Below are 22735 nucleotides of genomic sequence, written 5' to 3'. Positions count from 1 at the left end.
TACAATATAAGAGACCCTAAAAAATTAGGCAACGAATTGATTATCAGCTGTAAAACTTCCCAATCAGGATACTCAGCTCTAATATAAGGACGTATGAAATGTCTATTTAAAGCATAGAAAACCGTAAGTAATACAATGATATACGTATGTGGCCTTTTATAAAAATAAATATCAAACTTCATTCGTAAACACGCCTCTATTAATATTGAAAAAATAAAAAGGACTGGACCTCATAGAGATCCAGTCCTTTTATAGTATACTACCACCAACCTAAATCACATCCAGCATAATAAGCTGCTGCAATCGGTCCTCCGATAGCGAGGCCTACTGCGCGACCGAATAGTTTAGCTCCTGCTTTTGATCCTGCATCACCACCGTTGCAGTTGATCATCTCTTGTTCGTTTAAATTTTCCATTTCAAGTCTCATTTAAATTATCTTCCTAAAAAACCGTCACGAAATTCTTTTGGATTCTCTATAGCACTTACTATGCCATAAAGCAACAATCCACCTAATACTGTTGGCCAAATACCGCCATCAACCATTTTCATTTCTTGCGAATCCAACTCTTGGACATCAAGATCATTTAATTTTAAATTCATCATTTTTTTATATTAGTTGTTTAAATTTTCTGATTTACCTTAACGGAGTATCCTCCTCTATGGACACTTTCCATCATCACCTCACACGAGATATAATTTACACCCAGACTATAGCCTCCCTGTATTTCTAAAAGTTCCTTTTCTGTTAAGCTTTCCATCCTATTTATTTTTTTATAATTATCATTTATTCTGTTGATCACTATTCTTCATCAAAATTATCTCCTCACAATGCACAAAAAAAGCAGTGAAATATTATTTTTTAAACCATACAACTTCACCTACTATTGTCAGACTGTTCAACCTATTTTTTTGATCACGTATCATCATTTCAACTATTTATCTATCAAACTCAATTTCTAATTCAAAGATCCATTCTCCGAATGCACAAAAAAAGCAGTGTAAAAATCTTTTTAATCAAAAGGCTGCTGTTTAAACAAAAAAAAGGCTGTCTCCATTATTAGGAGACAGCCCTTTCTTCAATTTAAGGAATCTTATTTAAGCAGTTCTGCCAGTTTCGCTTCTAAAGCCTCTCCACGTAAATTGGATGCAACAATCTTTCCATCTCTGTCCAACAGATAGTTTTGAGGAATACCGTTAATAGCGTAAAGCTCCACAACAGCTGATTTCCATCCCTTCAAGTCCGACACATGCTGCCATTGTCCCAGCTTATCTTCTTCGATCGCAGCCGTCCAAGCATCTTTCTTTCCAGGATTATCCAAGGACACTCCAAACACGGTAAAGCCTTTATCTTTAAACTTATTATAAGCAGCTACCACAAATGGATTTTCATGGCGACAAGGCCCACACCATGAAGCCCAAAAATCAACAAGTACGTACTTGCCTTTCAAAGAAGAAAGTGCAATATCATTCCCTGCAGTATCAGGCAATGTAAAGTCTGGAGCAGGCATACCTACCGCTAATTTACGCATGGACTCGATTTTAGCACTCACGGCCTTGCCCTTTGTTGTTGCCTTCAGTGCTGGCGACAAAGTGTTGAAGTTTGCCTCTAGGTCAAGTACATTTTCAGGGCTTATTTTCTCATCCAACAGCGTAAGCGTTACATAACTATTGGGGTTTACTTTGATGTACTCGTTATCTACGAGCTCTTGTTTCTTATAAATATCTTGTGCCCGCTGCTGTAAAGAAGCAATGAATGTCTCATCACTTTTCTGTTCATCACTAGCTCCATAGAATTCACTGTTCAATGCATCCATAGCTTCAGCCAAATCTTTTCCGGCAGCCTGATATTTTGCAAATTCATCATTGATCGCATTCCCAGAGACCTTGGCCTCCTTCAACGAATTGCCAACAACAGATATCACTCCTTTTGAAAGGTATAACGAGCCAAAATCTGGAGCCTGTAACTGCCGTAGCGCCTTACCTTCTGGAGACAAGATCAAATAAGCCTGTGTAGGCTCATTGACGACACTATTAAACTTAAATTCTCCATTTGTAAAAGAGGCTGAATCAAGTTTTTCCTGTCCATTGTCTCTGTATTGCATATACACCTTAGCAGGCGCATTAAATTTTCCGATTTTACCTTTGATGGTATATTGTTCTTGCGCAAAAATCATTGCGGGTAGCATAGCGATACTACACATTAACATTTTCTTCATCATATCTATATTTAATTAACTTTACTTACTCTATATTCTATTACCAACGGCCACTAGCGCCACCTCCACCAAAACCTCCGCCGCCAAAACCTCCAAAACCACCACCACTACCGCCGCCGAAGCCGCCACCAAAGCCTCCGTCTCGGTCTGAACCACCTCGGGAACCACCTAATCCATTTAACAACATCCACCAGAAAAGATCAGAAGACCCTTTGCCATCAATAACCCGTCGTCCTTTATTACGCCCCCCTCCTCCCTTAGAGATCAAGGAGATGATAATAAAAATAACGATGATCACAAACAGCCCCCCAATACGACTCCCTCCCGATTCGGACGAAGCCTTAGGCTCAGCTTTATATTCTCCTTTCGTATAAGAAATAATAGAACTGGTTGCTTCATTCAATCCTTGGTAGTAATCACCCGAACGAAAGGCTGGCTTAATATCATTTTCAATGATTCGATAAGCAATAGCATCTGGTATCGCCCCTTCTATACCGTAACCTGTCTGAATGGTAACAGCGCGATCGCCTATAGCTGCAAGCAACATAACGCCATTATTATATTTTTTGCTCCCTACCCCCCACTTTTGCGCTAAACGAACAGCATAGTCAGCAATATCGTATCCACCGGTCGAATTAACCAATACAACCGCTATCTGCGTAGAAGTACTGTCATCAAATGCTACAAGCTTACGTTCCAAAGCCTGTATTTCGGAAGAAGTCAGCGTATTGGTATAATCGGTGACCAATGTTTTTGATACCGAAGGAAATTCCTGGCCTATAGCTACTGATGCATAAACAAAAGACAGTAGAAACAAAACCACCATATTTAAAATCAACGAATAGAAGATTTTTCTGGTATTTTTCATTGAAATCGCTTATTTGAATATATAATCTTCTCTAGAAAGAGATACTTTGAGCCTAGCTCCACAGCAGTCCCCACGTTATTTTCGAGACTATTTAGATAGGAACCCCCAATAGAATAAGGAGGGTTAATTCCTTCCAAAATACACTTCGTTCGGCAGTTCATTGATATCATCCTTCTGTCTGGGAAAGAAAAGATGAAGTTGCTCGCCAGCCTGATCTATCCCTTCAACTAAGCCCGCAAAGAAATTTCCTGTTCTAAAATGAATCAGCATCTTTTCTTTTGTGGCTTCCCAGAAATCCTTGTCCACACGTGTGTTAATCCCAATATCACCGATAATAGCAAATTGGTGATCAACAACAGCTACATAGATCAGTACGCCATTGCGTAGTACTGTCTTATGCATATCCAATTCTTGAAAATACTGTGAGGCCTTCTCAAGCACAGTAACATCACCTACCACATTCTCGACCACAATACGTATCTCCCCCGAAGTTTTATTTTCAGCTAGACTGACAGCATGCGCTATCCGCTCTTGTTCCTCTGTATTTAAAATAGACATGCGATGCCAGTTTAAAATCTATAAAAAAAAGATGAGTACTGGACACCAATACCCATCCTCCCTTATCTTAACAATAATTGTTTTTTATAAAACATTAGAAAGATACTGTAGGTGCTTTATCAGAACCTTCTGTAGCTTGAAATGTTCCTTTTGATTTAAAACCAAACATTCCAGCTACAATATTATTCGGAAAACTTCTCACCGTCGTATTATAATCCTGAACAGCTTCATTATATGCCCTCCGCTCGACAGAAATACGGTTTTCCGTTCCTTCTAATTGGGCTTGCAATTCTTGGAAACTCTGATTGGCTTTCAAATCAGGATAAGCCTCCACACTGACCAATAAGCGTCCGATAGATTGCGACAATGCGTCTTGTGTTTTTTGAAACTCTGCAATAGATTCTTCTGTCAGATTTTCAGGGTTAACGCTGACAGAGGTTGCCTTGGCCCTTGCTTCAACCACAGCAGTCAAAGTACCCTGTTCATGTTGTGCAGCACCTTTGACCGTCGAAACCAGATTTGGAATCAAATCAGCCCGTCGTTGGTAAGCATTCTCAACCTGTGCCCATTTCGCTTTAACATTTTCATCTTTAGAAACCATGGTATTATAACCGCATGAACTAAAAGAAAGCGCAGTAAACAACCCGATAATTGCAATTAATAATCTATTCATATGAATTATTTTAAATCTAGTTCCTTAAAAGTACAAATTAGTTTTCAAAAACAAAGCTAATGCCAACTTTTTGATATCGATATATGTCGGCCAAATTGTTACTTTTGTACTCGATTGTGGGATAAAAACCCAACTTAACACAGTATGCAGAAAGAGATTGAATTGGCAATAAGCCCCGACTTTATCAAGGACGAAAATTATATTATCCAGCAAGGATCCATTAAATTAAAGATCAGTCCCAATCGTATCAAGGGCATCCATATTCGTAAACGCTCTATTGATGCTCGGTCTAGAGCCGTTGTATACAGAATACGGGTTGTATTTTTCATAGACGAATCTCCCATTCTGCACCAATTCACATCAAATCTCCAACAGGTAAAGGATGCCAAGCCTGTAATTATTATCGGTGCCGGGCCTGCTGGCTTGTTCGCTGCCTATCGTTGTTTGGAAATTGGCCTAAAGCCAATTGTCTTGGAAAGAGGTAAATCCGTAAGAGACCGTCGCAGAGATTTAGCCAGAATCAATCGGGACGGAGTAGTAAACCCAGAATCCAACTACTGCTTTGGAGAAGGAGGTGCCGGCACGTACTCCGATGGTAAATTGTATACCCGATCGGACAAAAGAGGAAACGTAGAAAAGGTACTTTCCATATTCGTAGAACATGGTGCAGATGCGGATATCTTAGTAGATGCCCGCCCTCATATCGGAACCAACAAGCTTCCCCATATTATTGAAGATATGCGTACCCGCATTTTAGAAATGGGAGGAGAAATCCATTTTGACAGCAGGGTCGACGACATCATCGTTCAATTTGATGAGGTCACTGCGGTAACAACAGCAGATGGCAAACGATTTGAAGCCAACCATATCCTATTGGCAACGGGGCATTCAGCAAGGGATATCTATGAATTGTTTCGGAAAAAAAACTGGCAACTTGAAGCCAAACCTTTTGCTCTGGGCGTACGGATAGAACACCCTCAATCCATTATTGACCAAGCTCAATATCATTGCAGTACGCGTCACGAAAATCTTCCTCCTGCCTATTATAGTCTTGTCGAACAGGTGAATGACAGAGGTGTTTTCTCTTTTTGTATGTGTCCTGGAGGAATTATAGCCCCCTGTTCAACCGAACCCGATGAAATCGTGGTTAACGGTTGGTCGCCCTCTAAAAGAAATAACATTACAGCCAATTCAGGAACAGTCATCCAGATCAACCTAGAAGATATTCCCAATGCCCTCAATAACCCATTCGCTCTTCTTGACTTCCAACGAAAAGTCGAACAAAAAGCCCACCAATTAGGAGGAGGCCAGCTTGTAGCTCCTGCGCAGCGTATGGTTGACTTTGTCGAAAACAGATTATCCCAAGACCTGCCTGTCAACTCCTACAAACCTGGCACCAAATCAGCAGATCTTAACGAGGTCCTCCCTAGCTTTGTCCATGAAGCTCTTCGTGGTGCGCTGCCTATATTCGGCAAAAAGATGAGAGGCTATTATACCAACGAAGCAATCTTGGTCGGAGTAGAATCAAGGACTTCATCTCCGATAAGGATACCTCGGGATAAAGAAACGCTACAACATCCCCAAATAAAAGGACTCTACCCTTGTGCTGAAGGCGCCGGCTACGCAGGAGGAATTGTCTCCGCAGCCATCGACGGAATAAACTGTGTAGATGCCCTATACAAATCTCTTTAAGTATTTTACTATTCCTCTTGACAAGCATCGTAAAATACCTTACTTTTGTATCACAAAACAAGCGAAAGTAGCTCAGTTGGTAGAGCACAACCTTGCCAAGGTTGGGGTCGCGAGTTCGAATCTCGTCTTTCGCTCATAATAATAAAAAAAGCTCCTAAATTTCGGAGCTTTTTTTATTATGAGCTCTATCAACCACCTCAACAACAAACTCTCCTAAAAATACAGCTTACTTTTTCCGAACCAGAACTTGTTATGCACAGGACAAAGAAAGCTCCTACAAATAGAAAGTTAATTCGTGACAATATACAGCCTGCACAAATATAAAAAGAGATGCCTCTAGATCAAGAACTCGTCAAAACTTTCGAAGAGCTTACTCTTAGCCTAAAAAACAAGCTCTGTATCAATCTTTTGCGCACCATTCTATCTTTCAATAAGACTAAACACCTCCGAATAATAACAAACAAAAAAGCGTCCAAGAAAAATCCTAGACGCTTTAATATAAACTACACTACTATTAATTACTTTTTCTCAAGTCCTTTAGAGACTAAATTTTCAACATATTCTCTTACGACCTCATTAGAGAATCTAGAAGTCACGTCAAATGCAAATGCATGGACTAGCAAGGTCCTCGCCGACTCTTCGCCAATTCCTCTCGCTCGTAGATAAAAAAGCGCTTCCTCATCAAACTGCCCCATAGTACAACCATGTGAACATTTGACATCGTCCGCAAATATTTCCAATTGAGGTTTTGTGTTTACTGTTGACTTATCACCGATCAACATATTGTTATTCTGTTGGAAGGCATTTGTTTTCTGCGCATCCTCACGAACGAATATCTTTCCATTAAAAACGGCTGTAGACTCGTCCTGTGGAATATTCTTATACCACTCGTAAGACTCGCAATGAGGCTTCATATGATCTACAATCGTATGGTTGTCCACAAGCTGCTTGTCAGCTAATAGATTAATACCATACAAATGGGATTCTACATTTTCTGCATCTAGACGCACATTAATATCATTGCGCACAAAAGATACCCCAGGAAAGTTACAGTTGTAGTTATTGTACAGACTATACTTTGCCTGATAAACTTCAGTATGGTTGATATAATGTCCAACCTCAGATGCTAACTGCAAATAATAGTGCTGAACTTTTGCATTCTCATCTAACACAATCTCCGTTACCTTATTCTGTAAGTTCTTTGCAGAATTTTCCAAGGTAATAAAAGACTCAATAATCTCTACTTCGGCATTTGCTTCGATGACATACAAATTTCTAGTCTGTGCAAAGAAATCGCTATTGCCCGTAGCTACGTGAACTATCTGAATAGGCTTGGAAACAATCTTACTCTTACCCACAGCTAGATAGAGTCCGGAAGTATGTAAAGCTGTATTTAATGCTACTACAGCACTTCCTGTTTTATCGGCATGTTGAGCAAAGTGCTTTTGAAAAGCTTGTTCTGACACCGCTTCCTCAATTGGCTTTACTGTAACACCGACCTCATCTTCCAATGAAGAAAAAGCAAGTACATATTGCCCATTGATCAACACGATACGATGTGCATCTAAACCAGGGATATCCGCTTGGCTAAGATCCAAATCTGACACATCCACATCTTCGTTCAATAAATAAGTTTTATTAACCAGACTATGGATGTTTGTATATTTCCAATCCTCATTTTTCACCGTAGGGAATCCCTGCTGCTCGAATTGAGCAAAGGCACCCTTTCGTATCTCTTTTAACGATGAAGGTTCATTAGTCGATTCCAACTCTTGAAAAGTAGAAGCCAACTGTTCGAATAAAGAATTTGCTACTATAGTACTCATGTTATTATTTTTCAACCCGCCCGACACCAAATCCTTCAAAGCGAATCTATTTTTTGTAAATGGCTCCGAATAATATTCAAAGCGCTCTTTATATCTTCCGATTAGCCTTATTGAGCTTCCAACTCTTTAAGCCAATCGTAGCCTTTTTCCTCAAGCTCTAATGCCAGCTCTTTTGTTCCTGTTTTCACGATACGTCCATCATAGAGTACGTGCACAAAGTCCGGAACGATATAATCCAATAAACGCTGGTAGTGTGTAATTACGACGAATGCGTTGTCTTTTGAACGAAGCTGATTCACTCCATTGGCCACAATACGCAATGCATCAATATCCAATCCTGAATCCGTCTCATCTAAAATTGACAATTTCGGATTTAACATGGCTAGTTGAAAAATCTCATTACGCTTCTTCTCTCCACCAGAGAAACCTTCATTCAAAGAACGGTTCGCTAAATTAGCGGAGAATTCTACTAACTGTTGCTTTTCTTTTACCGTTTTTAAAAATTCTTTGGCTTCCATTGGAGGCAATCCTTTGTACTCACGAATATCATTAACCGCTGTTTTCAGGAAGTTGATATTTGAAACCCCAGGAATTTCTACAGGATATTGAAACGCCAAGAACAATCCTTCTCTCGCTCTGTCTTCTGGTGACAGATCCAATAGATCAACTCCATCCAACATGGCTGTTCCTTCTGTTACTTCGTAAGAGTCTCTACCCGCAAGCACATTTCCCAAAGTACTTTTACCGGCGCCGTTAGGCCCCATAATAGCGTGTACTTCTCCTGGTTTAACTTCTAAGTTTAATCCTTTTAATATTTGTTTGTCTTCTATAGACGCATGTAAATTTTTAATGCTTAACATTATCTTTCTATTGAGTATTGAGTATGGAGTAATTAGATCTCTACCTCAATTTTTATTTTTAAACTTATCTAATATAACAGCTTGACTACCCTACGGAACCTTCTAGAGAAATAGCTATCAATTTTTGTGCTTCCACTGCAAATTCCATTGGTAGCTGATTCAACACTTCCTTAGCGTAACCATTAACAATCAATCCTACTGCTTTTTCGGAATCAATTCCGCGTTGATTTAGGTAAAACACTTGGTCTTCACCAATCTTAGAGGTAGTTGCCTCATGCTCTAATTTCGCAGTTTTACTTTTGTTCTCGATATAAGGGAAGGTATGTGCCCCACAACGGTCGCCAATCAACAGCGAGTCACACTGCGTAAAGTTACGTGAGTTGTCAGCATTCGGACCTATCTTAACCAAGCCCCGGTAGCTGTTATGACTCCTGCCTGCCGAAATTCCCTTAGAAATAATTTTTGATCTCGTATTCTTTCCCAAATGAACCATCTTGGTCCCCGTATCAGCGACTTGAAAATTCTTGGTCATAGCGACAGAGTAAAACTCACCTACCGAGTTATCTCCTTTAAGTATAACTCCTGGATATTTCCAAGTGATCGCAGAACCAGTCTCTACTTGTGTCCAAGAAATTTTTGAATTATCCCCTTTACAGATTCCTCGTTTGGTTACAAAGTTAAAAATCCCACCTTTTCCTTCTTTATCTCCAGGGTACCAGTTCTGTACTGTTGAATATTTAATCTCGGCATCTTTCATTGCAATTAATTCAACTACTGCCGCATGGAGTTGGTTTTCATCCCGCATAGGAGCCGTACACCCCTCTAAATAAGACACATAAGAGCCTTCATCTGCAACTATCAACGTACGTTCAAATTGCCCTGTATTCTGTGCATTTATACGGAAATAAGTAGAAAGCTCCATAGGACAATGTACCCCCTTAGGAATATACACAAAGGAACCGTCGGAAAACACAGCGGAGTTCAATGCCGCGTAGATATTATCAGTTTGCGGAACCACTGTACCCAAGTACTGCTTCACAAGCTCAGGATACTCTTGAACTGCCTCTCCGAACGAACAAAATATGACACCTTTTTCCTTCAACTTTTCGCGGAAAGTTGTCTTTACAGATACGGAGTCAAAAACAGCATCTACAGCTACAACTCCAGCCAGAACTTTCTGTTCATCGAGAGGAATGCCCAGTTTTGCAAATGTTTCTAACAATTCAGGATCCACTTCGTCCATGCTCTCCAACAACTTCTTAGGCTTCGGTGCGGCCCAATAAGAAAGATCTTGAAAATCAACCTCAGGATTTTCAAAATTCTGCCACGTTGGCATTTTCATATTTAAGAAATGTTGAAATGCTTTTAACCTCCATTCCAACAACCACTCAGGCTCATTTTTTTTTGAAGATATTAGGCGAATAGTGTCTTCATTCAACCCCTTTGGAGCAATGTCCATTTCAATATCGGTGGTAAAACCGTATTTGTACTCCTCCTGCTCCAGCTCTTTCAGTAATTCGTCTTCTTTGGTACTCATAGTAATCTTTCCTTTTATGGATTAGGTGACCCCTATTCAATTATAGGACTACAAAGCTACGACTTAAATAGCAATTTAGAGGTATATTTTAGCCTCACAAACCCCATAAATTCCAAAATTGTGACAAACATCACCTTTTTTTGTGCGTTACGCATCTTTCCTTCTTTTTTTTGACAGAAAAATGATCCCTAAACTCATCTACTACAGCACATAAAAATCAAACAAACACAATCTCCTCTAGCAAAAACAGCATGTTTCATTCAAAAATAATTTCTATTTTTATGCAACACAATTTCTGTAGATAAACAGTTTTTGGCAAAGACTATCAGATCTTTGACTATATCACAACACTATCACAGCAAAGTTGTACATGTTATTTTTTGCCTAGTGCATTCGTGAATGCAAACCATTTTATTTAAGTTTACAAATTGAAGTAAAATAGCCTTATGTCTTATCAACCGGATAAATTAGATTTAAAAATACTACGGCTGCTGCAAGAAAACGGAAGAATTACAAATCTCCAACTTGCAACTAATATTGGCTTGTCTCCAGCTCCTACTTTAGAACGGGTTCGGAAACTGGAGAATTCTGGTTTTATAAAAAGCTATCATGCTTTTGTTGACGAGGAAAAACTAGGCCTGGGTATAAAATCATTCATTCAAATCTCCTTAGATTTTCACACGCATAATGCAATTCCTGAATTTGTAGAGGCAGTAAAAGCCATACCAGAAGTCACAGAATGCCACCACGTGACAGGAAACTGTGATTTTATACTAAAAGTCTACGTTAAAGACATTAAAGCCTACGAAGGTGTGATTATGGAAAAGATCGCTAAAATTCCATTTGTCAAAACTTTCCAGACGATGATGATTATGTCAACCTCAAAAAAAGAGCCTATCGTACCACTAGAATACTAAATAGAATGCAGGAGCAAACGATACCTTATAACGACTTTGCAATAATATTGACATGGCCCGACGCAACTATTAGAGGCGATGAAAAATGGATGATGTTTTTCAAGAAAATAGGTATAGTGAAAAATCTGAATTTCAAAGTTGGACATACAGGTGTCGTTATCGTAGACCATCGTAATGGGAACATGCTTTTTTATGATTTTGGAAGATACATCGCTCCCCGAGGCTATGGACGTGCAAGATCTCAGTTTTCTGACCCTTTGCTTGAAATCAAACTCAAAGCCAAGTTTTCGTCTGGTAGGGTCACCAATCTTCCAGAAATTGTAGAATATTTTGAACATCTAAAATCAGCAATGTATGGTGAGGGGAAGCTCTTTTTATCTATCGTTGACGGCATAAATTTCTCAATGGCTCGCGCATATGGTGATCAATGCGTTATGCAAGGTACATATCCTTACGGAGCTGTCGCTCGAAATAACAACAATTGTTCTCGATTCATTACCCGAATGCTGATCAAATCTTCGCAACGATTTCATTTCTGGCATATGATCAACCTACCGGAGACTATTAAATGCAGCCCAGTGAGCAATCTGGTCAATACAGTAAGTGATAGGATGATTTACTCCTATACACCTGAAGAAGGTCTTGTTCATTTTCGCATGAACAGATTTCAGTCTTTCTGGTTCTTGGTCAAACAGCTTGGAGATAACGTGTTTCAGGCGAAAGCGGATCTACTTCCCACCGACCAGATTATTGGTGCGGTAAACTACCGATCTAAACCGATCACCGTCCCCAAAGACGCCATGTATCTAGGTGGTGTCGGAGATGGCGCATGGTATACAGTTGACCCCAGAGAAAATAAACAATTCACAATTAAGCGTTTTACAACTTCGGGAAGATTGGAATATGTCGTTTTGGGTGAAGCCGAAGATTCCTTTGACGCTACCCAAGAGTTTGAAATCACTTATGACAGCAATCTTCTATTTACGCATATTCTACAACAAGGAAATAAGTTGCGAATAAAACACCTGCAGCAGTTGGAACTAAAAGAATACACTTACAAACATATCCAAGAACGATATGCTTAATCTAAGTGCCAATCAATAATCTTTCGGCCTTTTTGTGTCAGGTACTCATTACTTTTCGAGAAGTGCTTGGACCCAAAGAAACCGCGATAAACTGAAAGCGGAGAAGGGTGCACAGCTTTTAACACTAAATGTTTACTGTGATCAATCAGCACCGATTTTTTTTGTGCATATGCCCCCCACAACACAAACACAACGTGATTCAACTCTTTAGAAATCTGAGCTATAACCTGATCGGTAAATTCTTCCCACCCCTGCTTTTGATGAGAGGCGGCTTGATGTGCCCGAACCGTAAGTGTCGCATTAAGTAACAAAACTCCCTGCTCTGCCCATTTGGTGAGATCACCGGATTTGGGATAGGAAAAACCAGGAATATCTGTAGTAAGTTCTGCAAAAATATTCTTAAGAGATGGAGGATGCATGATACCATCAGGTACCGAAAAGGATAATCCATGAGCCTGTCCTACATTATGATAAGGATCTTGACCCAGAATCACAACTTTCACATCAGGGAGAGCGGTCAGCCGAAAAGCATTAAAGACCAATTCCTGCGGAGGGTAGACAATGTGATTACGGCGCTCCTGCTGCACAAAAGCAGATAGGTGACGCATACGCTCTTGCTTAAGCAATGGTTTTAACAACTCATCCCAACTTTCATCAAATAGCTTTTCCATAGGTTCAAACTTAAATAAAATGACTTATATAAAGAATGGTTAAACCAATATTAGTTTGCCCCCTGAAGGTTCTTGTGATTATGCTTCCTTTTATAAACAGAATGTTTTAATACGGATTCACCAGAGATAATAGAAATATTTCCATCTTCTTCAAACATCGCTAACTTTACATCTTTAATATGCTCTACGCCATGCTCCCGCATGGCTTCATACAATTCATCTGCCGATATCCCAATCTTACTCAGCATATCAAAGTCAGGCTTACCCTTATGTACCAATACCTGAGGCTTCTGCTCCACAATTTTTTGGAAAAACTTATTTTTCAACACCATCCTTTTGATAAAGAAATTAACGAGAAAAAGAACAAGCGCAGCCAACAAGCCTCCTCCCAAGCTTGTATCATCTCCTACCATTGCATTCTGCACAGCATTACTTATCAGTAATATCAAAATGACATCCACGGTATTAAGTTGTGAGAGCTCCTTCTTTCCAAAAACACGGATTGCAATCAGCATGAAAAGGTAAACCGCTACACAACGGACAATAACATTCAAATATATTTCCATCGAGTTTCCTTTCTACAAGATAAGATAAAAATTACAAATCCTATTTCCTTCCCTTTCATATTCTTATAAATAGAGCTCGGATCACATCAAAACATCAAATTGAACACTTTTATACATCAAAGCTGTTGGATAACACCTTAAATTAACAGATATTTGCAAGTATAATATAGTTATAGATTAAAATGTCAAATTTAGTACGTATAATTCTAAGTAGCCTCCTATTAATAGGTACTGTGGCTCTTTTTTGGTTTGGTCACTGGGGCTGGGGGATTTTAGGAATATTAATCACTATTCTTGCCTGGGTTACCGTATTTTTTAACGAAAATATGCTTATTGCGCAATGGTATTTCAGGAAACAGGATATTCCAAATGCGGAGAAATGGCTCAATAAGATTAAAAACTATGAAACGCAGTTAATCAATGCACAACATGGGTATTATCATCTGTTGCTGGGTCTGATTGAGTCGCAACGTGCGCCTATGCAATCAGAAAAATTCTTCAAAAAGGCACTTTCACTAGGCTTACATATGGATCACAACGTAGCTTTGGCAAAATTGAGCCTAGCAGGCGTCATGATGGCTAAGAGAAACAAGCGAGAAGCTGAGAAACTTTTGCAAGAAGCGAAGAAAGCAGATAAGAACAAATTATTAGCGGACCAGATCAAGATGATGAAAGATCAGATGACAATGATGGACAAACAACAGTTTCGTTATTCAAGATAATAAAGAAGGCAATCTAAATAGATTGCCTTCTTTATTATAAATCAATAATTACCTCCAAGAACTTCCCCTGCTCTCCGCTATCTTCAAATACCAATTTAAATTGCTGAGGCATTCCCCATTGTTTTTTCCATCCCCCCGTCTTCATTACGAGCTTGACAGGAACATCTTCTTCCAATAAGTAATGTGTATAGTTCTGTCTATCTGATGCCTGTACCAATACCTTACCAATACGCATTGAATCGTATAAATAAGGCTGTCCTTTAGAATCCACAATACCGGACGCAAAGCTATTCAGATTTAATTCTCTACCTCCTCTTGTATAAGAGATCAGATAAAGCTCAACAGTAGCTGTATCTCCCTTTGTAGTCAAAGCAACACCTTTCACATCTATTTGTATATCATTAACTACAGTAGGCTCCTCTGTTGCTACCTGAGCAAAAGATGGTGTCACGACAGAACAAAAAGCCAGGCTAATCAGTAAAAATAAGGTCCTCATTATCGTAGACGGTCGGCAGATTTAATCAGTTTCTCATCTTGGCGGATCCCCCCTATAGCCATAGCTAAAAAGACAACAGCTATTGGCAACAGAAAAAAGCCAACACCAATATTTTGTGCTCCAAAGGGTTGAGAAATTAAACTTAACGTATCTTTTGAAGACACGAATAACCATATTCCGAACAAACAGATCAATACTATTTCTATAAAAATCAACGTCAATTGTCTTTTCCTATTTTTATATAAAAATATCGTTAAAATAGGAATAAATCCCAATACAGCCGTTGCAATACTTTGTAATATATAGCTTTCCTGTTTGACACTTTCATTATTTACAGCAGCATAAGAACCGGTTACCAAAAGCTTCTTACCTAGGCCAACCAGATCCGTATAATTCAGATAGGGAAAAAGAAATAGTCCGAGAATAATAATAGCCGCCAATAGAAGCCAAATGGACTGAATACGTTGTATCATAACTTTACATTATTATTAATAGCACAAACTTATATAAAATGCTTTGCATTCACGAACACGGAATGAAAAAGCACTATGTAAACCCTAAAACTTTTATATTATCTTTGCTTTGTGGAGAAAAAAAGGTTTTTTATAGAGATTGCCTACGATGGCAGTGCCTATCACGGTTGGCAGATTCAACCTAATGCGATATCGGTACAGGAGAAACTTAACCATGCTTTACATACGCTGACGAGAGAAAACATAGAAACCATTGGCGCGGGAAGAACGGACACTGGAGTACATGCAAAGCAGCTCTACGTTCATTTTGATAGTGCAAACGCTCTTTTAATAAACAACAGAGAAAAATTCAAGCATTCTCTGAATGCGTTGCTCCCTTATGACATCGCGATCAACAATGTTTTTGAAGTCTCAATTGATGCCCACGCACGCTTTGATGCCACCTCGCGTAGTTATGAATATCATATGCATCTTCATAAGAATCCGTTTCTCATCAATAGATCTTGGCATATCAGAGAACTTCCTAACATGGACAGAATGAACGAAGCGGCTCAACTGCTTTTAGGCACAATGGATTTTTCATGTTTCAGCAAATCCAATACGCAAGTTCACACCAATATATGTACAATCACCGAAGCGAAATGGACACAGATAGGACATACTATTGTATTCAACATAACTGCGGATAGATTTTTAAGAAATATGGTACGGGCCATTGTTGGCACTTTGATGAAGATTGGTCTACAGGACCTCCCCGTATCTTATATTACAGAGATACTCTCTAGTAAAGACAGGTCCATGGCAGGAGCTTCCGTCCCAGCTCACGGTTTATATTTAACTCGGGTTCTTTACCCCTACGTATGATTGATATCGCAGCAGTCATACACTACTAATTGATTCGGATGAAAAAGGAGAAGATAACAGGCACTACCTATGACAACAGGCTACTCAAAAGACTAGCAAAATATATGCGGCCCTATAGCGGCATCTTTTGGATATCGGTTATACTCACTATTCTTTTAGCCGCAGTAGCTCCAGCCCTTCCCCTGCTAATAGAACATACACTAGACAACTATATTCTCAAGGGGAAATACGATGGTCTGAATACGATGTTGGTATTGATGATGTTGCTTTTGGTATTGCAAACTATAATACGCTATTTTCATACCTTAATGACGAACACCTTGGGCCAATCGGTCATTCGAGATATCCGAATCCAAGTATTCAATCATATTACTAATCTTCGACTCAAATACTTTGACAATACGCCAATCGGAAGATTAATTACACGAACAATCTCTGATTTGGAAACTATCGCCAATATTTTCTCAGAAGGATTGATCCAGATTATTGGTGATCTTCTCCAGTTGGTGGTTATCCTCGCAGTGATGTTCTATACGGATTGGAAACTGACCCTGATTGTCTTAGTCCCTATGCCATTGATGATTGCAGCAACCTATGTCTTCAAGGAAGCTATGAAGTCAGCCTTTCAAAGTGTAAGACTATGGATCGCCAACCTCAACACCTTTTTACAGGAACATATATCCGGCATGGCAATTATCCAATATTTTGCCCGTGAAGATCAGGAAATGCGGAAGTTTGAAGCAATCAATAAGGAGCACCGGAATGCGCACATACGTGCCAATTGGTACTTTTCTATATTTTTTCCGGTATTGGAAATTATCGTCGCCATAGCCACGGGATTACTGGTTTGGTACGGCTCGAAGCAAATCATTGCTGATGTCATATCCCCAGGGGTGGTCGTTGCTTTTATCATGTACATCAATATGATATTCCGCCCTATACGGGAACTGATTGACAAGTTCAATACGCTGCAGATGGGAATGGTTTCGGCAGAGCGTATTTTTGATGTCTTGGATACAAACGAGTTTACGCCAAATACGGGAACCCTCGAAAATAAAGAAATTAAAGGAGCTATTGAATTCAAGAATGTTTGGTTTGCTTATGACGATGAGAAGTGGGTATTAAAAGATGTCAGTTTTAGCGTTGCCCCTGGAGATACACTGGCATTGGTCGGAGCGACTGGTGCAGGTAAATCTTCTATCATCAGCATATTAAGTAGATTTTATGAAATACAAAAAGGTCAAATATTACTTGACGGAATAGACATTCGTGAGTATGAGCTTAGCTTTTTGCGGACCAATATTTCCATTGTACTACAAGACGTGTTTCTATTTTCTGACAGCATAAGAAACAATATATCGCTAAACAATCCCCAGATTTCAATAGAAAGCATCATCGATGCATCAAAAAGAGTCGGAGCATATGATTTCATAACTAAGCTACCCAATCAATTCGATTATGAAGTACAGGAACGAGGAGCGACCTTATCTGCGGGACAAGCTCAGCTGGTTTCATTCATTCGGGCTTTGGTACATAACCCAAAAATTCTGGTGCTAGACGAAGCTACTTCTTCCATTGATACCGAAACAGAAGAAATGATACAGTCTGCTATTGACAATCTGATGGAGGGACGCACGGCTATTGTTATTGCTCACCGCTTGTCGACCATCCAAAAGGCAGATAAAATTATTGTGCTCGATAAAGGGGAAATAAAAGAAATCGGTTCTCACCACGAGTTATTGAATTTAGATGGTTATTATAAAAAGCTTTACGAGCTACAATTTAATTCAACGGGTATATAATAAGAGAAATCCCCAAAGTCTGACTAAGGGGATTTACAGTCTATAAAAAGAAGAGAGAGAAAATTATTTATAAAACTGTTGTTTGTGCCTAGACGCCAGTCATTAAAAGACAAGCATCCAGGACTTAATATTTTTAATTTATTATCTGATAAATTTCACGCATATAATAGGCCTCTTGTAGTGTACTCGTAAAATCACGCCATTCATCCTCTGAAAATGTAAATAGAATTTCTTGTACTGGTGTCGGCAGCAATATTCGGGATATTCCATCAGGGAATCCCAAGAATTCTTCTGCACCTATTCTTTTATTTATTTCTTCTAGAAAACAATCATATTGAAAGGGATTAAAGGTTAATATAAAAGCCCCTTGCCATATATAATGATTTTTGCATTTGCTACAGTAACTAATGGTTGTATTGCCTTTCGAACCCAATGTGATAGATTGACACATAAACTATAATTTTTATTTAGACCAAATGTAAATAAAAGAGTGGCAATAGAAAAACTTTTATTAAATTTTATTTTATCTCTGCTATACTACCGCACAAATGTACGCAGACCTTTGTTCATAACAGGTCGGATCTCTTTATTGCTAGATTAGGTAATAAGCTATCTTTTAGACAGCTTTAACATAGCCTTAACATAACCCTAGTCTAGCCCATAGCTATGTTAAAGCTACATAATCCCTAGTTAAAAAGTATCTTAAGATCTAACTTATTAGAAACAAGATAGTACCTTGGTCAAAAAACAAATGAGTGAAAAATTGAATAAAAAAAGGGACTGACTCCGTTTTCAGAAATCAGTCCCTTTATCTATTTAAGGATTTAATTAATTCAGTCCTCTCTTCTTCATCAAATGAATAGGATCTGGATCTTTACCTCTAAACGCTTTATACAATTCTGCAGGGTCTCCCGTTCCTCCTTTTTCTAAAATGTTCTTACGGAAAGAATCTGCTGTAGCCTGGTCAAATAACCCCTTTTCTTTAAAAGCGGCAAATGCATCAGCATCTAAGACTTCTGCCCATATGTAAGCATAGTATCCCGCAGAGTATCCACCAGAGAAGATGTGCTGAAAATAAGTGCTTCTGTAACGTGGAATAATCGCATCAATCAAGCCTACCTTGGTCATCGCTGCTTTTTCAAAAGCATTGACATCTGTACTGATTGCAGAAGTCGCAGCATGGTAATTCATATCCAATAATGATGCAGCGACATATTCTGTTGTCGCAAATCCTTGGTCAAAAGTCCCAGCTTTTTCCATTTTAGCGATCAATGAATCAGGAATAGCTTCTCCTGTTTTGTAATGTTTAGCATACGTTTTCAACACTTCAGGATCTGCAGCCCAATTTTCCATTACCTGAGACGGCAGCTCTACAAAGTCGCGCGAAACTGAAGTACCAGCCAACGACTTATATTTTACGTTGGAAAACAATCCATGTAAAGCATGTCCAAACTCATGAAATAATGTCGTAGCTTCATCAAATGTCAATAATGCGGGCTGATCACCAACAGGCTTCGTAAAATTGCATACAATGGAGATTACTGGTGCTACACGCTTGCCATCTTTCGTTTGTTGGCTACGGTACGAAGTCATCCATGCGCCACCGCGTTTTGAATCACGAGGGAAGAAATCTGCATATAATATTCCCAGATGAGAACCGTCTTTATCTTTCACTTCATACACTTCCACTTCTTCATGATATGTAGGTACGTTGTTTAATGCGACAAAGGTAATTCCCCATAATTTTGTAGCAGTAGCAAAAGCACCTTCACGGACGGCGGATAAACTAAAATATGGTTTAATTTCTTCCTCATTCAAGGCAAAACGTTTAACTCGTATCTTCTCAGCGTAATATCTCCAGTCATATGGTGCTACCTTAAAGGTATCTTTCGCTGCCTCAATCTCTTTCTGAATATCTGCAGCTTCGACCTTCGCTTTTGCAAGTGCAGGTCCCCATAGTTTATTCAACAAGCTATACACATTTCTAGGGTTGCCCGCCATTGATTCCTCTAAAACATAAGCAGCATGCGACGTATAGCCTAACAGCTTAGCCTTTTCTAAACGTAGGTTGGCGATCTTGACCAAGTCTGCCTTATTATCGCTATCATTATCGTTATTAGCACGTGACTGGTATGCGTTCCATATTTCCTTGCGTAACTCTCTACTGTCCGCATATTGTAAGAATGGCATTACCGAAGGGTTAGAAAGTGTAAACACCCATTTTCCTTCTTTACCTTTGGCTTTTGCAGTTTCTGCCGCCGCCGCGATCAAACCTTCAGGCAAGCCCGCTAAATCCTCTTTCTTATCAACAACCAATTCGTAAGCATTCGTTTCTGCTAATAAATTTTGTCCAAACTGGGTTGTCAATACGGAAAGATCGGCATTAATTTGTTTCAACTTAGCCTTATCTGCTTCAGACAGGTTGGCTCCGGCTCTTACAAAACCTTTATATGTTTCTTCCAGTAATTTCTGATCCTCCGCATCTAATCCAAGAGCATCTTTCTTCGCATATACAGCTTTAACCCTATCAAAAAGCTTTGCATTTAATTTAATCTCGTCACTATGCGCAGATATCTGAGGTGCCAAATCTTTAGCTATAGCTTGAATAGTATCGTTGGTATTTGCCGAATTCAAATTATAGAAGACTGTAGATACATTACCCAATAATGTTCCTGCATTCTCCAAGGCAACTATAGTATTCAGAAAATTAGGCTCTTCTGTATTATTGACAATACTGTCAATTTCCAAATTATGTTGTTTAAGTGCCTCTTCAAAAGCAGGTCTAAAATGTTCATCTTTGATTTTGTCAAAAGGTGGAACATTAAATGGCGTGTCATAACTCGCCAAAAACGGATTATCAGAACCCGTACTTTTTTCTTCGTTATTACACCCTACGAACATGGAGGCAACAACCAAAAATGGAATGAAGTTTTTTTTACTCATTTCAATCTATTTATATTCTTCTATTTTTCGTTCTATCTAGCTCAAGTATCATCCCTTGACCGGAATTTACTCTCTACACTTATGATTCAAATTTCGGTTTTAATTTGACCCTACAAACTTATATAAATTTAGCGACAAATTCTTGTTTCACCGCTTATTTGCTGACGTTCACCGAAAATCATGTTAAAGATTCCCATATCATTTATACTTTTGAAAAAAACTATTCTAGCTCAAGTTCAATATAATGAGTACATTAAAATCTTTTTTCTGGTGGTGTGCCGGAGTGCACAAAGAAACGCTTTCTCAATTTCCAGAAGAACACAGCAAATATGTCAGTATAGGGGCTACCATTTTCTTTACCGGACTTTTCGCGAGTCTAGCAGGAGGTTACGCACTATTCTTTGTCTTTAGCGGCAGTTCGCTAGCTCCCTTATACGCCAGCTTCTTTGGAATGATATGGGGGCTGGCCATCTTCAATCTTGACCGCTACATTGTTCTTAGTATGAACAAGTCGGGAAGCTACGGCAAACAACTGCTCCAAGCTTTGCCCCGCATATTGTTAGCTATTTTAATTGGTATCGTCATCTCTCGCCCTCTAGAACTTAAAATTTTCGACAAAGAAATAAAGGAACATCTTCGAGTTGAATACCTAAAACAGCAACATGCACGTATAGACACGCTAAATCATACCTTTGAGAGCAAATATCAAGTCGAGTATACGCAACTGCAGACGTTAAAACGTCAAGCGGACTCTTTGGAATCTACAATCAAGACATCTAGACAGCAGCTCAATCACGAGATATTTGGTACAAAAACCATGGTAACCTCAGGCGTATTAGGATATGGCACCCACGCCAAACGTAAGGAAGAGAATCTCAAAAAAGAGGAAATATTTTTAGATACGTTAAGAAATAGAATTCAAAACAAAGAGAATCAACTCTTGGTCAGAAAAGAAAAAGAAGGATTGCTAGATCAACGAATTCTATCAGAAACCAGTCTGGACAGCGCCGTGAATATAGCTGGCTTTGCCGACAGAAATACCGCCTTGGCCAACCTCCATAAAAATGCTGATGGCACAGAAAATGATTCGACCAAATATGCGGTGATCTTTATAGCCTTGCTTTTCATATTCTTCGAGTGTCTCCCCGTCTTTGTCAAATTGATGAGTGCCAAGGACCCATACGATGTCGCCCTTCATAACCAGCGGACGGTGCATTTATTTGAGTCAACATCCAATATAGATATCGAGAAAAATGCGTTGAACCAATTGATACCTCAGCGTATTGATATCGCTATTCAAAAACGCCTGGATAAGCTCACGGAAAGCTACGAAATGTCAAAAAAATCAGGATAAGACATTCATAACAGCTGTTTATTAAACCTTTTTGCGTTTTTGGAATCATATTTGGTATAAACAGAACAGTATTCTTTTAAACACAAACAAATATGAAGAAACAACTTCTCAAGACCTTTACCGTTTTATTGGGTCTCTTAAGCTTGACAACAATGACTATGGCACAATCTGTCCTAAAACAAAACACGGATATATTCCCGGTTCCCGAAAAAGGATATAAGAAAATGATCATCGAGGTACCTCATTCTAAAAATGACGACAACAAGAAGATCGAATTCAATGTTGGTAAATGGATGGAGGTTGATGGTTGCAATCACTTTTCCCTACAGGGAACGTTAGAAAAGAAGGATTTACAGGGATGGGGATATGATTACTATGTATTCAAAACCAATGGCAATGTCGTTTCGACACAAATGGGCTGTCCAGATGCTCCCAATAGGCATCTATTTGTTTCAGCACAACCAGAGATGGTGCGCTACAATGGAAGACTACCGATCGTAATCTATGTACCTGATGAATATGAGGTGCAATTCAAGATCTATAAAGCGGAAGAAGATGTCTATGTTGCAGCAGAAGAACGCGTCAAGAAAAAATAGACTATATAAAGCTTTG

At 39.1% G+C, this 22735-nt stretch carries 24 protein-coding genes and 1 tRNA gene; 9 read left to right on the top strand and 16 right to left on the bottom strand.

Annotated elements, in window-relative coordinates:
• Positions 1 to 259: 259 nt before the first annotated feature.
• The 7 genes from M472_RS45500 to M472_RS37340 all read right to left on the bottom strand — a co-directional run bounded on the left by M472_RS45500 (position 260) and on the right by M472_RS37340 (position 4315).
• Positions 260 to 415, bottom strand: coding sequence for a hypothetical protein (locus M472_RS45500; RefSeq protein ID WP_021071094.1), 156 nt, complete (start codon positions 413 to 415; stop codon positions 260 to 262).
• Positions 416 to 432: 17 nt separating this feature from the next.
• Entirely contained in the window at positions 433 to 603 is a 171-nt protein-coding gene (locus M472_RS45000; RefSeq protein WP_081643192.1) for a class IIb bacteriocin, lactobin A/cerein 7B family, read from the bottom strand.
• Between the two features lie 17 nt (positions 604 to 620).
• Positions 621 to 758 (bottom strand): hypothetical protein, encoded by a 138-nt coding sequence (locus M472_RS45495; protein ID WP_158499923.1) that lies wholly within the window; start codon positions 756 to 758, stop codon positions 621 to 623.
• 333 nt (positions 759 to 1091) lie between these two features.
• A complete protein-coding gene (locus M472_RS37355) occupies positions 1092 to 2219 on the bottom strand; it encodes a TlpA disulfide reductase family protein (protein WP_235049513.1) in 1128 nt (375 codons plus the stop codon).
• 37 nt (positions 2220 to 2256) lie between these two features.
• Positions 2257 to 3084 carry a TPM domain-containing protein gene (locus tag M472_RS37350; protein ID WP_021071090.1) on the bottom strand — a complete coding sequence of 276 codons (828 nt, stop codon included), beginning with the start codon at positions 3082 to 3084 and terminating at the stop codon, positions 2257 to 2259.
• A gap of 123 nt (positions 3085 to 3207) precedes the next feature.
• Entirely contained in the window at positions 3208 to 3642 is a 435-nt protein-coding gene (locus M472_RS37345) for a TPM domain-containing protein (protein ID WP_021071089.1), read from the bottom strand.
• Between the two features lie 94 nt (positions 3643 to 3736).
• On the bottom strand, positions 3737 to 4315 hold the full coding sequence (locus M472_RS37340) for a LemA family protein (protein ID WP_021071088.1): 579 nt from the start codon (positions 4313 to 4315) through the stop codon (positions 3737 to 3739).
• A gap of 144 nt (positions 4316 to 4459) precedes the next feature.
• On the opposite strand from M472_RS37340, the gene M472_RS37335 reads away from it, so the two are divergent.
• Together M472_RS37335 and M472_RS37330 are read left to right on the top strand one after the other, a co-directional pair.
• Positions 4460 to 6007 carry an NAD(P)/FAD-dependent oxidoreductase gene (locus M472_RS37335; protein ID WP_021071087.1) on the top strand — a complete coding sequence of 516 codons (1548 nt, stop codon included), beginning with the start codon at positions 4460 to 4462 and terminating at the stop codon, positions 6005 to 6007.
• 61 nt (positions 6008 to 6068) lie between these two features.
• A tRNA-Gly gene (locus M472_RS37330) sits at positions 6069 to 6141 on the top strand.
• Positions 6142 to 6525: 384 nt separating this feature from the next.
• Here the strand turns inward: M472_RS37330 and sufD are convergent.
• The 3 genes from sufD to sufB form a co-directional block, all read right to left on the bottom strand.
• Positions 6526 to 7833, bottom strand: a complete 1308-nt coding sequence (gene sufD, locus M472_RS37320; RefSeq protein WP_021071086.1) for a Fe-S cluster assembly protein SufD — start codon at positions 7831 to 7833, stop codon at positions 6526 to 6528.
• Between the two features lie 107 nt (positions 7834 to 7940).
• On the bottom strand, positions 7941 to 8693 hold the full coding sequence (gene sufC, locus M472_RS37315; protein WP_021071085.1) for a Fe-S cluster assembly ATPase SufC: 753 nt from the start codon (positions 8691 to 8693) through the stop codon (positions 7941 to 7943).
• Positions 8694 to 8778: 85 nt separating this feature from the next.
• Positions 8779 to 10230, bottom strand: a complete 1452-nt coding sequence (sufB, locus tag M472_RS37310; protein WP_021071084.1) for a Fe-S cluster assembly protein SufB — start codon at positions 10228 to 10230, stop codon at positions 8779 to 8781.
• A gap of 446 nt (positions 10231 to 10676) precedes the next feature.
• On the opposite strand from sufB, the gene M472_RS37305 reads away from it, so the two are divergent.
• Complete coding sequence (locus M472_RS37305; RefSeq protein ID WP_021071083.1) at positions 10677 to 11147, top strand: Lrp/AsnC family transcriptional regulator; 471 nt, start codon at positions 10677 to 10679, stop codon at positions 11145 to 11147.
• Between the two features lie 5 nt (positions 11148 to 11152).
• Positions 11153 to 12232: a DUF6695 family protein gene (locus M472_RS37300; RefSeq protein WP_021071082.1), complete on the top strand. Its 1080-nt coding sequence runs from the start codon at positions 11153 to 11155 to the stop codon at positions 12230 to 12232.
• Here the strand turns inward: M472_RS37300 and ung are convergent.
• Positions 12229 to 12903, bottom strand: coding sequence for a uracil-DNA glycosylase (ung, locus tag M472_RS37295; RefSeq protein ID WP_021071081.1), 675 nt, complete (start codon positions 12901 to 12903; stop codon positions 12229 to 12231). The genes M472_RS37300 and ung overlap by 4 nt on opposite strands.
• 50 nt (positions 12904 to 12953) lie before the next feature.
• Positions 12954 to 13469, bottom strand: a complete 516-nt coding sequence (locus M472_RS37290) for a DUF421 domain-containing protein (protein WP_021071080.1) — start codon at positions 13467 to 13469, stop codon at positions 12954 to 12956.
• 182 nt (positions 13470 to 13651) lie between these two features.
• On the opposite strand from M472_RS37290, the gene M472_RS37285 reads away from it, so the two are divergent.
• Complete coding sequence (locus M472_RS37285; protein WP_021071079.1) at positions 13652 to 14191, top strand: tetratricopeptide repeat protein; 540 nt, start codon at positions 13652 to 13654, stop codon at positions 14189 to 14191.
• Between the two features lie 34 nt (positions 14192 to 14225).
• Here M472_RS37285 and M472_RS37280 read toward each other — a convergent pair whose 3' ends face one another.
• The gene (locus tag M472_RS37280; protein ID WP_021071078.1) at positions 14226 to 14687 is read right to left on the bottom strand and encodes a hypothetical protein; all 462 of its coding nucleotides are present in this window, start codon (positions 14685 to 14687) and stop codon (positions 14226 to 14228) included.
• On the bottom strand, positions 14687 to 15160 hold the full coding sequence (locus tag M472_RS37275; protein ID WP_021071077.1) for a DUF4293 domain-containing protein: 474 nt from the start codon (positions 15158 to 15160) through the stop codon (positions 14687 to 14689). The genes M472_RS37280 and M472_RS37275 overlap by 1 nt, the downstream gene beginning before the upstream one ends.
• 111 nt (positions 15161 to 15271) lie before the next feature.
• On the opposite strand from M472_RS37275, the gene truA reads away from it, so the two are divergent.
• Both truA and M472_RS37265 read left to right on the top strand, forming a co-directional pair.
• Entirely contained in the window at positions 15272 to 16024 is a 753-nt protein-coding gene (truA, locus tag M472_RS37270) for a tRNA pseudouridine(38-40) synthase TruA (RefSeq protein ID WP_021071076.1), read from the top strand.
• 38 nt (positions 16025 to 16062) lie between these two features.
• Positions 16063 to 17826, top strand: a complete 1764-nt coding sequence (locus tag M472_RS37265) for an ABC transporter ATP-binding protein (protein WP_021071075.1) — start codon at positions 16063 to 16065, stop codon at positions 17824 to 17826.
• 133 nt (positions 17827 to 17959) lie between these two features.
• Here M472_RS37265 and M472_RS37260 read toward each other — a convergent pair whose 3' ends face one another.
• Both M472_RS37260 and M472_RS37255 read right to left on the bottom strand, forming a co-directional pair.
• Entirely contained in the window at positions 17960 to 18277 is a 318-nt protein-coding gene (locus M472_RS37260) for a hypothetical protein (protein WP_021071074.1), read from the bottom strand.
• A 377-nt stretch (positions 18278 to 18654) separates the two neighbouring features.
• Positions 18655 to 20769 (bottom strand): M3 family metallopeptidase, encoded by a 2115-nt coding sequence (locus tag M472_RS37255; protein WP_021071073.1) that lies wholly within the window; start codon positions 20767 to 20769, stop codon positions 18655 to 18657.
• 244 nt (positions 20770 to 21013) lie between these two features.
• Between M472_RS37255 and M472_RS37250 the strand changes: the two genes are divergently transcribed.
• Complete coding sequence (locus M472_RS37250; RefSeq protein ID WP_021071072.1) at positions 21014 to 22123, top strand: DUF4407 domain-containing protein; 1110 nt, start codon at positions 21014 to 21016, stop codon at positions 22121 to 22123.
• 92 nt (positions 22124 to 22215) lie between these two features.
• The gene (locus M472_RS37245) at positions 22216 to 22719 is read left to right on the top strand and encodes an ecotin (protein WP_022829393.1); all 504 of its coding nucleotides are present in this window, start codon (positions 22216 to 22218) and stop codon (positions 22717 to 22719) included.
• Positions 22720 to 22735 lie beyond the last annotated feature (16 nt).

The sequence above is a fragment of the Sphingobacterium paucimobilis HER1398 genome, from assembly GCF_000416985.1.
Lineage (GTDB): Bacteria > Bacteroidota > Bacteroidia > Sphingobacteriales > Sphingobacteriaceae > Sphingobacterium > Sphingobacterium paucimobilis.
This window is presented reverse-complemented; position numbering and strand designations above follow the sequence as displayed.